This window comes from Mesorhizobium sp. BE184, from assembly GCF_031457045.1.
Classification (GTDB): Bacteria; Pseudomonadota; Alphaproteobacteria; order Rhizobiales; family Rhizobiaceae; genus Mesorhizobium.
Map to the genome: position 1 here is coordinate 970,369 of NZ_JAVDVU010000001.1, position 14,218 is coordinate 984,586.

The 14,218-nt window shown below is 62.9% G+C and carries 11 protein-coding genes; 8 read left to right on the forward strand and 3 right to left on the reverse strand.

Going from position 1 to position 14,218, the window contains the following annotated elements:
- Positions 1-11 precede the first annotated feature (11 nt).
- Both J2X35_RS04750 and gltX read left to right on the forward strand, forming a co-directional pair.
- Positions 12-1,694 carry an NAD+ synthase gene (locus tag J2X35_RS04750; protein ID WP_310181888.1) on the forward strand — a complete coding sequence of 561 codons (1,683 nt, stop codon included), beginning with the start codon at positions 12-14 and terminating at the stop codon, positions 1,692-1,694.
- Between the two features lie 119 nt (positions 1,695-1,813).
- Positions 1,814-3,187, forward strand: a complete 1,374-nt coding sequence (gene gltX / locus J2X35_RS04755; RefSeq protein ID WP_310181890.1) for a glutamate--tRNA ligase — start codon at positions 1,814-1,816, stop codon at positions 3,185-3,187.
- Here the strand turns inward: gltX and J2X35_RS04760 are convergent.
- The 3 genes from J2X35_RS04760 to J2X35_RS04770 form a co-directional block, all read right to left on the reverse strand.
- Positions 3,105-4,226, reverse strand: coding sequence for a DUF2865 domain-containing protein (locus J2X35_RS04760; RefSeq protein ID WP_310181892.1), 1,122 nt, complete (start codon positions 4,224-4,226; stop codon positions 3,105-3,107). The two genes, gltX and J2X35_RS04760, sit on opposite strands and share 83 nt — an antisense overlap.
- Before the next feature lie 58 nt (positions 4,227-4,284).
- The gene (locus tag J2X35_RS04765; protein ID WP_056109308.1) at positions 4,285-6,642 is read right to left on the reverse strand and encodes an NADP-dependent malic enzyme; all 2,358 of its coding nucleotides are present in this window, start codon (positions 6,640-6,642) and stop codon (positions 4,285-4,287) included.
- Positions 6,643-6,760: 118 nt separating this feature from the next.
- The gene (locus J2X35_RS04770) at positions 6,761-7,540 is read right to left on the reverse strand and encodes an SDR family oxidoreductase (RefSeq protein WP_310181897.1); all 780 of its coding nucleotides are present in this window, start codon (positions 7,538-7,540) and stop codon (positions 6,761-6,763) included.
- A 113-nt stretch (positions 7,541-7,653) separates the two neighbouring features.
- Between J2X35_RS04770 and J2X35_RS04775 the strand changes: the two genes are divergently transcribed.
- The 6 genes from J2X35_RS04775 to J2X35_RS04800 all read left to right on the forward strand — a co-directional run bounded on the left by J2X35_RS04775 (position 7,654) and on the right by J2X35_RS04800 (position 14,043).
- Entirely contained in the window at positions 7,654-8,517 is an 864-nt protein-coding gene (locus J2X35_RS04775; RefSeq protein ID WP_310181899.1) for a UDP-2,3-diacylglucosamine diphosphatase, read from the forward strand.
- Between the two features lie 112 nt (positions 8,518-8,629).
- On the forward strand, positions 8,630-9,832 hold the full coding sequence (locus J2X35_RS04780; protein WP_310181900.1) for an MFS transporter: 1,203 nt from the start codon (positions 8,630-8,632) through the stop codon (positions 9,830-9,832).
- Positions 9,833-9,963: 131 nt separating this feature from the next.
- Positions 9,964-11,148 carry an ABC transporter permease gene (locus J2X35_RS04785; RefSeq protein ID WP_056109314.1) on the forward strand — a complete coding sequence of 395 codons (1,185 nt, stop codon included), beginning with the start codon at positions 9,964-9,966 and terminating at the stop codon, positions 11,146-11,148.
- A 1-nt stretch (position 11,149) separates the two neighbouring features.
- A complete protein-coding gene (locus J2X35_RS04790) occupies positions 11,150-11,968 on the forward strand; it encodes an ABC transporter ATP-binding protein (RefSeq protein WP_310181903.1) in 819 nt (272 codons plus the stop codon).
- Positions 11,969-11,987: 19 nt separating this feature from the next.
- A complete protein-coding gene (locus J2X35_RS04795; protein WP_056109318.1) occupies positions 11,988-13,361 on the forward strand; it encodes an MlaD family protein in 1,374 nt (457 codons plus the stop codon).
- A gap of 133 nt (positions 13,362-13,494) precedes the next feature.
- Positions 13,495-14,043 (forward strand): ABC-type transport auxiliary lipoprotein family protein, encoded by a 549-nt coding sequence (locus tag J2X35_RS04800; protein WP_310183734.1) that lies wholly within the window; start codon positions 13,495-13,497, stop codon positions 14,041-14,043.
- Positions 14,044-14,218: the final 175 nt, after the last annotated feature.

Here is a 14,218-nt window from a genome sequence, read left to right on the forward strand (position 1 = left end):
AATCCGCAGGCATGAGCAGAAAAACCGCCCCCGATACGCTTCGCATCGCCGTCGCCCAGTTGAACCCGACCGTCGGCGACATTGCCGGAAATCTCGCCAAGGCGCGCGAGGCGAGGGCGGATGCCGCACGTCAGGGCGCCGACATCGTGTTGTTCACGGAACTCTTCATCGCTGGCTATCCGCCGGAAGACCTTGTGCTGAAGCCGGCCTTCCGCAAGGCGTGCGAGCGGGCCGTCCTCGACTTCGCCGAGGAAACCTCGGATGGCGGCCCGGGTTTCATCATGGGGACGCCGCTGAAACGCGACAGCGGCACGCACAATTCGGTCATCGTTGCAGACAACGGCAAAGTTATTGCCGAGCGCTACAAGGTCGATCTGCCGAATTATGGCGAGTTCGACGAGAAGCGCGTCTTCCAGGCTGGTCCCGAGATTGCCGGGCCGGTGAATTTCCGTGGCGTCAGACTGGGCATCCCCATCTGCGAGGACATCTGGGGAGATCTTGCCGTCTGCGAGACACTGGCCGAGAGCGGCGCCGAACTCTTGCTGGTCCCGAACGGTTCGCCCTACTACCGCGCCAAGATCGACGTGCGCCATCAGGTCGTCATCAGGCAGGTCATCGAATCGGGCCTGCCGATCATCTACGCCAACCAACTCGGCGGCCAGGACGAACTCGTCTTCGACGGCGCATCCTTTGCGATCGCAGCCGACAAGTCGCTGGCGTTCCAGATGAGCCAGTTCGAGGAGACTCTGGCGATCACAACCTGGAGCCGCGGGGGCGAGGGGTGGGTGTGCAGCGCCGGGCCGATGTCGCGGATCCCGGACCGCGAGGAGGCCGACTACCGCGCCTGCATGCTCGGCCTGCGCGACTACGTCAACAAGAACGGCTTCAAGGATGTGGTGCTTGGCCTCTCAGGCGGCATCGATTCGGCCATCTGCGCGGCGCTCGCCGTCGATGCGCTGGGCGAGGAGCGGCTCCGCGCGGTGATGATGCCCTACCGCTATACCTCGAAGGATTCGCTGAAGGACGCCGAGGACTGCGCCCGCGCGCTGGGCTGCCGCTATGACATCGTGCCGATCTTCGAACCTGTGGACGGCTTTTCGAAGGCTTTGAAGCCGCTGTTCGAGGGCACCAAGGAAGGCATCACCGAGGAAAACCTGCAAAGCCGGGCGCGCGGCACGATCCTGATGGCGATATCCAACAAGTTCGGCTCGATGGTCGTCACCACCGGCAACAAGTCGGAAATGTCGGTCGGCTATGCGACGCTCTATGGCGACATGAATGGCGGCTTCAACCCGATCAAGGATCTGTACAAGATGCAGGTCTACGGGCTATCGCGCTGGCGCAACGCGCATGTGCCGCCGACCGCGCTCGGTCCGTCCGGCGAGGTGATTCCGGCAAGTATCATCGACAAGGCGCCGTCGGCCGAGCTACGCGAAAACCAGACGGATCAGGACTCGCTGCCGCCCTATCCGGTGCTGGACGATATTCTCGAATGCCTGGTCGAAAACGAGATGGGCGTCGACGAGATCGTCGCGCGCGGCCACGAGCGGGCGACCGTCACGCGCATCGAGCACCTGCTGTATATAGCCGAATACAAGCGCCGGCAGGCGGCGCCCGGGGTCAAGATAACCAAAAAGAATTTCGGCCGCGACCGCCGCTATCCGATCACCAACCGGTTCCGCGACCGGGGCTGAACCGAGCCGCCCTTGACTGGGGACACGGCGGCTTCCCATGGACGCGGCAATGCCCTATGTCTCGACCGGTGCGCGGGGGCGCGCTTGTCAACGCCGAGAGCATCCTTTACGCCGCGCCCATGACAGTCACAGTCCGCTTTGCCCCATCCCCGACCGGCCGCATTCATATCGGCAATGCGCGCACGGCGCTTTTCAACTGGCTGTTCGCGCAGAAGAACAAGGGCCGTTTCATCCAGCGCTTCGACGATACGGACGTCGCCCGGTCGACGCAGGAATTCGCCGACTCCATCCTCTACGATCTTCACTGGCTGGGCATATTCCCCGACGCGACCGATTATCAGTCGAGGCGTGTCGAAATCTATGACGCCGCCGTCGAGCGGCTGAAGGCGGCCGGCGTCCTCTATGCCTGCTACGAAACCCCGGAGGAACTCGACCTGCGGCGCAAGGTGCGCCGCACGCGCGGACTGCCGCCCGTCTACGGCCGCGAGGCGCTGACGCTGACCGCCGCCCAGATCAACGAATACGAGTCCGATGGCCGCCGGCCGCACTGGCGCTTCCTGCTGCCGAACTTCAGAAGCGACCCTCAGGAACCCGTACGCACGGACGTCCATTGGAACGACCTTGTTCGCGGCGACGAAACGGTCGATCTGGCCTCGCTGTCGGACCCGGTCCTGGTGCGTGAGGACGGCACCTACCTCTACACGCTGCCGTCGGTCGTCGACGACATCGACATGGGGATCAGCCATGTCATTCGCGGCGACGACCACGTCACCAACACCGGCGTCCAGATCGCGCTGTTCAAGGCGCTGGGAGCCGAGCCGCCGGTATTTGGACATCACAATCTGCTCACCACCACATCGGGCGAGGGGCTTTCCAAGCGCAGCGGCTCGCTCTCCATCGAAGGATTGCGCGCGGGCGGCATCGAGCCGATGGCGGTGGCGTCGCTCGCCGTGCTGATCGGCACGTCCGAGAACGTTCATGCCGTGCCCTCCCTGAGCGAGCTTGCGGAGAATTTCGACCCGGCCACCACGTCGAAATCCTCTTCAAAGTTCGACCCTGACGAACTGCTGGTGCTGAACCGGACGTTGTTGCATCACATGCCCTTTGCCGATGCGCAGGACCGCCTCCTCGTGCTCGGCATTTCAGGCGAACGCGCCGAACCTTTCTGGAATGCCGTGCGCGGCAACATCGACCGGTTGAGCGACGCCGTGGCCTGGTGGAACGTCGTCAATGACGGCCCTGCCCAGAAGCCGAAATTCCCCAGGGAAGACCGCGATTTCCTCCGGCAGGCGTTCGATTTGCTGCCCGACGAGCCGTGGGGCGCGACCATATGGAAGCAATGGACCGGTGCGATAAAGGAAGCGACCGGCCGCAAGGGCAAAGCGCTGTTCATGCCGCTCCGGCTAGCGCTTACTGGACTGGAGTCGGGGCCGGAGCTTGCGGATCTGTTGCCGCTGGTGGGACGGGAAGGAACGTTGGCCCGACGACCCTGACTTTGCGGTCCGGATCCGGCGTGTGCGAAATGGCTGGCGTGACGCCCGGCTCTTCGACAGCGCTGGCCCTGGTGGCTTTGGACGGCGCCGGCGCGATGGCTGGCATGGTCATCACCGACGAGCTTTCCGAAACCGGCTGGCCCGCCGTTACGGAGCCGCCTCCGATGATCGAGAACGTTCCCGCCGCGTTGCAGCCGCAGCTGACGGGCCGCTCGACGCCGGGCTTCTTGTAGAGATAGGCGGTCGGCAATTCGCTGTAGGGACGGCCATTGGCGGACGAGGTCATGTTCGCCGAATCTTCGGCAAGCCCGCGCTGGTAGAACACCTGCATCTCGGTGCCCGGGCAGCTCGACTCGCAGTTCTTCTGGTCGCGCTCGAAATCACCAAGCGAGGCGGCATTGGACATCGGGTAGAAATAACCATCGCAGGTACGCACGCACATTGTGCGGTACTCGCCGTTCGGCGAGCCGCTAAACCCGGGTGGACTGATAATGAGGTGCGCGCTTTGCCGAGGCTGGTCCGCGGGGGCGATCTGTTCGATCTGCCGTAACTGATCTTCCGGCGTCTCCTGGAGCGATTCACGAGTGCCCACCCTGGCTTCCGTCCGTTCTACTACGCCTGGCCGGTTGCAGCCATGGGCATCCAGGCGGGATAGGATGCGGTAGCGTTCGGCCCGGCCGCCGCCGCCGCCCGCCAACTGCTCGCGCTTGCGCTGCAGGGCATCGAGATTGCCGTTCATGCGGTCCAGCGTCGCGTTCAGCGAGGCGCATTGCGCGACGCTGCCACCGAAGAGGAAGAAATTGCATCCAGCGCTGCGCGCGCGATCCCGGGCCTTGGCGATCTGGTCGCGCTGCCTGTCGATGGCGTCGTCATATCTGCCGATCTGCCGTGCGCTCCCACCGCCACGCGGCAGGCTGGCCAGTTCGGCTTGCAGTTGACGGCATATGCGGGAGGCGGCCTCAGCTTCGACAGCCGCGGAGGAGGCTGCCATGCCGAACAGCACGGCGACCAATATCAGCCTCCAGCCTTTGCCCTTCATCGGTTTGCCCCACCGGCAGATTCGCAAGACACTAGCCTGCGGCGAGTTAACCTTTTCTTTAGCCTGTTGCCGGACCTGTCTCAGCCATCCGATCCTGAAGCTTCAGCGTGGCCTGCGCCTGTTGGGAAGCCTCGACCACCGCCAGCGCCGTCATGTTGACGACGCCGCGCGATGTAACGGAGGGGGTGAGGATATGGGCAGGTTTTTCCGTTCCCAGCAGGATCGGCCCGACATGCAGCGCATCCAGCATGGTGCGCAGCGCCGTCAACGTGATGTTGGCCGAATCCAGGCTCGGGAACACAAGCAGGTTGGCTTCGCCCTTCAGCCGCGAATGCGGGAACACGCGCTGGCGTAGATGTTCAGAGAGGGCGGAATCAGCGTGCATTTCGCCGTCGCATTCGAGGTCCGGCGCGACGCGGGCCAGGATTTCGGCAGCCTTGCGCATCTTCTGCGCGCTTGGCGCATCGCGTGAGCCGAAATCCGAAAGCGACAGCAGGGCGGCTTTCGGCTCGATGCCGAACCGCCGGATTTCCTCCGCCGCCAGGATCGTCATCTCGGCGATCTCCTCGGCGGTTGGATCGATCGTCACATAGGTGTCGGTCAGGAAAAGCACGCCGCGCTGGGAAATCAGCATGGAAAGCGTCGACAGGTCGCGGTCCTTGATGCCGGCGCGTGCACCGATGATGAGCGTGACGTTTCGAAGGTGCCGGGCAAAGCGTCCCTCCAGCCCACAGATCATCGCGTCGGCGTCGCCGCGCTGGAGCGCGAGGGCGGCGATCACGGTGTTGTCGGTGCGAACCATGGTGCGGGCCGCTTCCGGGGTGACGCCGCGCCGTCCGCCGCGTTCGATCAGCAGATCGACATAGTGCCGGTAGCGCGGATCGTCCTCGGGATTGATGAGGTCGAAGTCGACGCCCTGCTTGATGCGCAGCCCGTAGCGCTTCAGGCGCACCTCGATGACATGCGGCCGGCCGATCAGGATCGGCGAGGCGATGCCTTCCTCGAGCACCACTTGCGCGGCGCGCAGCACGCGCTCGTCCTCGCCGTCGGCATAGATGACGCGCTTGGCGTTCGACGTCTTGGCTGCCGAGAACACTGGCTTCATCACCAGCCCGGAGCGGAAGACGAAGCGGTTCAGCTTGTCGATGTAGGCGGGCATGTCGGCAATGGGCCGCGTCGCAACGCCACTGTCGTTGGCGGCCTTGGCCACGGCCGGTGCGATCCGCAGGATCAGGCGCGGGTCGAAGGGCGAGGGAATCAGGAAATCCGGCCCGAATATCGGCGTTTCGCCTGAATAGGCGCGCGCCGCCACGTCGGAAGGCTCCTCGCGCGCAAGCGCCGCGATGGCGCGCACCGCGGCCATCTTCATTTCTTCGTTGATGGCGCTGGCGCCACAATCCAGCGCACCGCGGAAGATGTAAGGAAAACACAATACGTTGTTGACCTGATTGGGAAAATCGGAACGACCGGTACAGATCATCGCGTCCGGTCGGGCGGCGCGCGCCATTTCCGGCATGATTTCGGGGTTGGGATTGGCAAGCGCTAGGATGAGCGGCTTCGGCGCCATCTCGGCCAGCAATTCCGGTTTCAGCACGCCCGCCGCCGACAGGCCGAGGAAAACATCGGCGCCGGAAATGACATCGGCCAGCACGCGGGCAGGGGTATCCTTGACGTATGGGTCCTTCCAGCGATCCATTTCCTCGGTGCGGCCCTTGTAGGCGACGCCGAAACGGTCGGTGACCCAGATATTCTCGATGCGTGCGCCGAGCGACACCAGAAGGTTTAGGCAAGCCAGCGCCGCCGCCCCCGCGCCGGACGTGACGATCTTGACGTCCTCTATCTTTTTACCCGCCAACTCCAGCCCGTTCAGCACCGCCGCCGCCACGATGATGGCGGTGCCATGCTGGTCGTCGTGGAAGACCGGAATGCCCATGCGCGCCTTCAGCCGTTCCTCGACCTCGAAGCACTCCGGGGCCTTGATGTCCTCCAGATTGATGCCGCCAAAGGTCGGCTCCAGCGCTGAGACGGTTTCCACCATGCGGTCGATTCCCGGCGCGTCGATTTCGATGTCGAAAACGTCGATGCCGGCGAATTTCTTGAACAGGACCGCCTTGCCTTCCATCACCGGCTTGGAGGCCAGCGGGCCGATATTGCCGAGGCCGAGCACAGCGGAGCCGTTGGAGACCACCGCCACCAGATTGGCGCGGCCGGTATAATCGGCGGCGGTCGCCGGATCGTCGCGGATTTCCAGGCAGGGTGCTGCGACGCCGGGAGAATAGGCCAACGCCAGGTCGCGCTGGTTGCCCAGCGGCTTGGTCGCCTGGATCTCGAGTTTTCCCGGTGTCGGGAATTTGTGAAAGAACAGCGCCGCCTCGTCGAGGTCGGATCGCGCAGCTTTTTTGTTCTCGGCGTCCATGCTCGGCCCCGTGGAATCTCTTTTTTGGTTCTCTTACGCCGAAAAGCCGGTCCCGGCCATCAAATGTACGGCAGCCCGGAATCGACCCGGATCGGCGCGGCCCGCTGCGTCTCTCAGTCTAGAAAGCACTGACGTAAAGTCCGCCGTCGACCGGGATATTCTGCCCCGTCAGATAACCGGCATGGATGGAGCAAAGAAACGCGCAGATCTGACCGAATTCCTCCGGCGTTCCGAGCCTTTTGGCCGGGATTTCGGCGCTGATGCGCGCCTTTCGCGCCGCCGCGGCCTCCGGCGATTCGACCGAACCGGGTTCATGCGGACCGCGCAGCCGATCGGTGTCGAGCTTGCCCGGCAGCATGTTGTTGATGGTGACGTTGCGGTCGATCACCGTGCGCGCCACGCCCGCCAGGAACGAGGTGAGGCCCGCGCGTGCTCCCGAAGACAGATCCAGCCCCGCAAGCGGCATATAGACCGAGAGCGAAGTGATGTTGACGATGCGGCCGAAGCCGCGCTCGGCCATGCCGTCGATCACCGCTTTGATCAGCTCGATCGGCGTCACCATGTTCTGGGTGACGCCTTGAAGGATTTTTTCGCGGTCCAGTTCGCGGAAATCGCGAAAGGGCGGTCCGCCATTGTTGTTGACCAGGATGTCCGGGTCGGGGCAGGCGGCGAGCAGGGCCATCTGGACGTCGGGCATCGAGACATCACCTGCAACCTCGGTCACGGCAACGCCATGCCGACGCCTCAGGTCTTCAGCGGTCCGGGCGAGCACATCCGCATCGCGGCCATTGACGATCAGATCGCAACCGGCTTCGGCGAGCGCTGTGGCGCAGCCGCGGCCCAGTCCCTTGCTCGATGCGCATATGATCGCCTTCTTGCCGCGTATTCCCAAATCCACTTTGAAATCCTTTCCTGTTTGCGGGAAGGCTAGCCTTGCTTCGGGGCAAGCCGCAACCGTCATATGTTTGTTGCATGAATCGGGGCATACGCATCGCGAAAGGTGAGGTCGCGATGCCCAGTGCCCAACCCCGCACGTTCCGCAGCATATTCCTGTCCGATATCCATCTCGGCTCGAAGGCGGCCAAGGCGGAATTCCTGATCGATTTCCTGCGCCACCATGACGCCGATATCATCTACCTTGTCGGCGATATCGTCGACGGCTGGCGGCTGCGCCGCTCCTGGCACTGGCCGCAGAGCCACAACGATGTTGTCCAGAAGCTGCTGCGCAAGGCCCGCAAAGGCGCAAGCATCACCTATATCGCTGGCAACCACGACGAATTCGCCCGTGATTTCCAGGGCACCCATTTCGGCGGCATCGTCGTTGCCGACAGGGCGATCCACGAAACCGCCGATGGCAGGCGCTTTCTCGTCATCCATGGCGACCAGTTCGATACGGTGGTCCACAATGTGCGCTGGCTCGCCTATTTCGGCGACTATGCCTATGACGCGGCCATGTTCATCAACCGGGTCGTCGGTCGTATGCGCCGCCTGTTCGGCATGCCCTATTGGTCTTTTTCTTCCTGGGCCAAGACCAGGGTGAAAAAGGCCGTGAATTTCATCGGTTCCTTCCAGGCGGTGCTTGCCGAGGAAGCCCGCCGCTCAGAGGTCGACGGCGTGATCTGCGGCCACATCCACCACGCCGTCATCGACGCCTTTGGCGACGTGGAATACATCAACACTGGAGACTGGGTGGAAAGCTGTACGGCGGTGGTCGAGCATTTCGACGGGCGCATGGAATTGCTGCACTGGGCTCATGTCCTGCCCGCGCCTGCTGAAACGCCGGAGGACCCGATGGTGCCGGTCTTCGCCTTGCCGATCACATCCATGCCCGTCACGCAGGGTCGTGCAAAGAAGGAACCGGCTCACGCGGCCTGACGAAGCGGCCAGGTAATTCATTGGGCCAGCCGGTTTCACCTCGTTTTTCAGCGTGTTAATGGCGCGTAGGCGCAGTCGGACAGGACCGATTCGCCTTCCGGACCGTGTTTGCATGTCCTTGCCGCCGCTGTCGCCAGAACAGAAGGTCAAGCCGCGCTATTTCGAATTGCGCATGGCGGCGATGTTCTTCACCCTGCTCGTGCCGGCCGGCATCTACCTGCCATATTTCCCGCTGTGGCTGGAAGCCAACAATTTCGGCCCGGAAGACATCGCGATGATCCTGTCCGGACCGATCTTCCTGCGGGTTCTCACCACGCCTCTTTTCACCGCGCTGGCCGACAAGGCGCGCGACCGGGCCGATGTCTATATCGCATTGGTGTTGGCTTCCGTTGTGCTTTCTGCCGGATATTTTCTGACGCCCACCTACGCCATCGTGCTGACCGTTTCCCTGGCGCTGACGGTGGTATGGGCACCGCATTCCCCGCTGGCCGACTCGATCGCGCTTTCCGGGGTCCGGCGTTTCGGCGCCAACTACACGGCAATGCGGATCTGGGGCTCCATCTCGTTTCTCGCGGCAAACCTCCTGGGCGGCGTCGTCCTGGCCGGCATGGGCGTTGAAATTGTGCCGGCAATCGTCTTCGCCGCCTTCTGCGTTGCCTTGCTGACAGGTTTGTTCGCCCCACGTCTGGGCAGGCCGCGCGTGTCTTCGCCTTTATCCGTGGTGGATATCCAGCAGTCGGGGCCGAAGCTCGCCACGCCCTATTTCCTTTTCTTCGCCGCCGGCACCGGCATCATCATCGGCAGCCATGGCTTCATGTACGGATTCCTGTCCATCTATCTGAAATCGCTCGGCCTGGACGATTTCGTCATCGGCGTTCTCTGGGCCTTCGGCGTCGTGTGCGAAGTGGTCATGTTCACCGTCTTCAATTCCCTCTTCGGGCGTCTGCCGGTCGTTTCCGTTATGATCCTGGCGGCAGCGGGGGCCGTTATCCGCTGGATACTCTACCCGCTGGTCTGGCCTCTCGGCCTCGGGCTCTCTGGCCTTTTTGCCGTACAGGCGCTGCATGCCTTCTCCACGGCGCTGGTCATCATCGGCGTCCAGAACATGATCGCCGAATCCGTCTCGGATGAACGCACCGGGGCGGCGCAAGGCATCGCCTATTTCGCCAACGGTTTCTGCATGGCCGTCGTGACGCTGGTCTCTGGACCAATGTACGAAAGGTTCGGCAGCGGCGGGTTCTTCGCCATGATCCCGGTGGCGCTGGCGGGGTTGCTGATGATTGTGGTTGCCGGCCGATATCGCCCGGCAGCTTGATTTCAGCCCGCGCCACAAGTCTCCCGCCGTCATCGACCGAAATGACACGCCACGTATATTTCTTGCCGAACAAGGCCTTGCGGCCTTGCAGTCAAATCGACAGGCAGGCCTTGCCGGGATAAACAGGGCGCATGTTGACCCTCGGCAAACGCGATAAGGGCCCCGCTGGCCCCGACTCCGAGCACCAGCCTCAGATCGCCGTCGGCGAGGAAGATGGCGTGCTTGGCTGCGCCTTTTCAGGCATCTGGACCACGCGCACCGTCGCGATGGTCGACAGTGCCATGCGCGAGATCGAAAACAAAAGCGGATTCAAGACGCTGGCGCTCGATCTTTCGAAGATAGAAAAGCTCGATACCGCTGGCGCCTGGCTCATCGACCGCCTGATCAGCGCCAATGAGAAGAAGGGCGTGGAGGTCCAGCTTCAGGGCCACAATGAGATCGCGTCCATACTGCTCCAGGCTGTGGGCGACGCGGCACGGCGCGATGGCGAGGTTCCGCCGCCGCAGCGGCCGAATATCGTCCTGCGCATGCTGGAAGCCATCGGTCGGCGTGTCTACGACATGAAGGACGACTTTTTCGCCTCCATGAACATTCTTGGCGCCACCATACGTGGGGCGCAGATGAAGCTCGGCCGCGGCCATGCCGTGAATCCGGCCGCCATTTTCAACCAGATCGACCGGATGGGCGTCGGCGCCATACCGGTGGTGCTGTTGATGTCGGCCATCGTCGGCGCCATCGTTGCCCAGCAGGGCGCCTATCAGTTGCGCTATTTCGGCGCCGATATCTTCGTCGTCGACCTGGTGGGCGTGCTGGTGCTCAGGGAACTCGGCGTGCTCTTGACCGCCATCATGATCGCCGGGCGCTCGGGCAGCGCCATCACCGCCGAGATTGGCTCCATGAAGATGCGTGAGGAAGTCGATGCCCTCAAGGTCATCGGCCTCAATCCCATCGGCGTGCTTGTCTTTCCGCGCCTTGTGGCGCTGGTGATCGCATTGCCATGCCTGACGATAATGGCCAATTTCGCTTCGCTCGGTGGAGGTATGGTGGCCGCATGGCTCTATTCCGACATTCCGCCGGCGGCATTCATCGAACGGCTTCGCGTCGCCATCGACCTCAGCAGCATTTTCTCGGGCCTGATTAAGGCCCCATTCATGGCCATGATCATCGGCACGATTGCTTCGGTGGAGGGCATGAAGGTGGGCGGCAGCGCGGAATCGCTTGGCCAGCACGTCACCGCGTCGGTGGTGAAGTCGATCTTTGTCGTCATCATCCTCGACGGCTTGTTCGCCATTTTCTACGCCGCGATCGATTTCTGACATGACAGCAGCGATCCAATCAGCGGACGTAAGCGAGGCAGCGCCGGGTCAGGACGATCTGGTTCTGTCGGCGCGCGACATCACCGTCGCGTTCGGCGACAAGCTCATTCTCGACAAGCTGTCGCTGGACATAAGGCGCGGCGAAATTCTGGGTTTCGTCGGCGCGTCGGGAGCCGGCAAGTCGGTATTGCTGCGCACAATCCTCGGCCTCAACAAGAAGCAGGCAGGAACCATCAAGCTCTTCGGCATCGATGTCGATCAGGCGAGCGAGCGCGAGCGCCTTCGCATCGACATGCGTCTTGGCGTGCTGTTCCAGCATGGCGCGCTGTTTTCCGCGCTCACGGTCATGGAAAACGTGCAGGTGCCGATGCGGGAATATCTTGACCTGCCGAAAAAGCTGATGGACGAGTTGGCGATGCTCAAGATCGAGCTTGTCGGTCTGCCGCAGGACGCGGCGCAGAAATTCCCGTCGGAACTGTCCGGCGGCATGATCAAGCGCGCGGCGCTGGCGCGGGCCCTGGCGCTCGATCCGGATATCGTATTCCTTGACGAGCCGACTTCGGGTCTCGATCCCATAGGCGCCGCCGACTTCGACGAACTGGTGGTGAAGCTGCGCGACACGATGGACCTGACCGTCTACATGGTCACCCACGATCTCGATTCGCTCTTTACGGCTTGCGATCGTGTGGCCGTGCTGGGCCAGAAGCGAGTCCTGGTCGAAGGCACGATCGAGGATATGCTTAAAAGCGAGGAGCCGTGGGTCAAATCCTATTTCCGCGGGAAACGCGCGCGGCAGCTTGATCTTGCGGCGCGGGCGTAGGACCTAGGGAAGAGAGCGCATGGAAACCAGAGCCAACTATGTCATTGTCGGCATCTTCACGCTGGCCGCGATCCTGGCGGCCTTCGCGTTTGTCTACTGGACGGCGGCGATCGGCGACAAGGGCGAGACGGCGATCCTGCGCGTTCGTATTCCCGGGTCCGCCTCCGGCCTGAGCCGTGGCAGCTTCGTGCTCTTCAACGGCGTCAAGGTCGGCGATGTGCGCCGTGTCTATATCGACGTGAACAATCCCAACGCGGCCATCGCCGAGACGGAAGTGGACCGGTCGACCCCGATCACCCGGTCGACGCAGGCTGATATCGGTCTGGCCGGCCTGACAGGTCAGGCCAACGTCGAGCTGAAGGGCGCCGATCGTAACGAGCCCAAACTGCTGGATCAGGCGGAGGCTGAAGGCAAGGTGGCCGAGATCGTCGCCAATCCGTCAGCGGTCACCAACCTGCTTCAAACCGCGCAGGACATCTTCACCCGTGCCGACAAGGTGATTTCGGAACTGGAAGGCTTCACCAAGGACGTGCGCGGCCCGCTCACGCAGACCGTGCAGAATGCGCAGACATTCTCGGATGCTCTGGCTCGCAATGCCGATGGCATCGACAAGTTCCTCGCCAGCGTCAGCGCGCTTTCGGTCGAATTGCAGGGCGTATCCGGCAAGCTCGACGGAACCCTCAAGGCTGCGGAAGGTCTGCTCAACGCGGTCGACAAGGATCAGGTCAAGCAGATCGTCGCCAATGTCGAGGTGTTCACCCGGGGCCTGAAAAAGTCGAGCGACCAGTTTGACCAGATCATCCAGGGCGTCAACACGGCTGTGGGATCGATCAACGACTTCGCCCAGAAGACGCAAGGAACGCTGGCCAAGGTCGATGGCGTTCTCGATGGCGTCAATGCCGAGGATGTCCGCAAGGCGCTCACCAACATCCAGCAGGCCAGCGCGAACGCCAACAAGGCCACGCAGGATATCGCCAAGATCACCGACAAGTTCAGCGACCGCGCCGACGACATCGATCAGACCATCCATGACGCCCAGCAGCTTGCCGAACGCCTCAACAACGCGTCGGTCCGTGTCGACGGCATCCTTGTGAAGGTGGACAAGCTGCTTGGATCGGACGAGACCAATGGCGTCATGGCGGACGCCCGCGCGACGTTGAAGTCGTTCAAGCAGGCGGCCGACACACTGAACGCACGGCTCGGCACCATCACCGACAACATCGCCAAGTTCTCCGGTCAGGGCCTGCAGAATGTCGATGCGCTCGTCCAGGATGGCCGCCGCTCGATCAATCGCATCGAAGAGGCGATCACCGACCTGCAGCGCAACCCGCAGCGTATCCTGTCGGGCGGCGACGGCGAGGTTCGGCAGTATGACGGAAGGGCGCGGCGTTGACTTTGCCCGCCATCGAAAGCAAGAAAAGACCGTTGAGGGACGGTAATGGCCCGGCCGGAAGGCCCATGTACGGTGGGATTATCGCGTGAAGTCGATTATATTCAGGTCGGGCGTTGCGTTGCTTGCTCTTGGCATGGCCGGATGTGCGGCCTTGCCCGGCGGCGGCCCGGCTCCGCTCGACACCTTTGAGCTTTCCGCTCCGTCTGTCGAGGTCCGCAGCCATAGCCGGCGTCAGATCCTGATTGCCGAGCCCAGCGCACTCAAAGCGCTCGACGGCCAGAACATCGTCATCAAGACCGGCAACCGCGCCATCCAGTATCTCAAGGGCGCGCAATGGGCCGACCGCCTGCCGCTGATCGTGCAGGCCAGACTGGCGGAGACGTTCCAGCGCTCGGGCAGCTTTGCCGGCGTCGGCAAGCCCGGTGAAGGGTTGGCGATCGACTATCAGGTCATCACGGAAGTCCGCTCGTTCGAAATTCGCGCCGACAGGGGCGAACAGGCGCAGGTCGAACTCTTCGTGCGGCTTTTGAACGACCGCAACGGCGAGGTCCGCGCCTCGCGCACCTTCACGGCCAGTGCGCCCGTTTCTGGCGGCGGCAACCAGGCTTATGTGGCCGCGCTCGACAACGCCTTCGGCCAAGCGGCGCAGGACATCGTGCGCTGGACGGATTCGTCTATCTGAGCTTTCGCACTTCGCAGCAGCTCCCTTATCCGCCTTCACTTCGTTCAGGCACCTTCTCCCGCAAAGGGAGAGGGCGGAGCCTGGCGCATCTATTCTTGCGAACTGCCATGGTGAGAGATTGGCGGCACCGGTCGCGTTGCCTTCTCTCCTTGTGGGGGAAGCTGATCGACCCTGG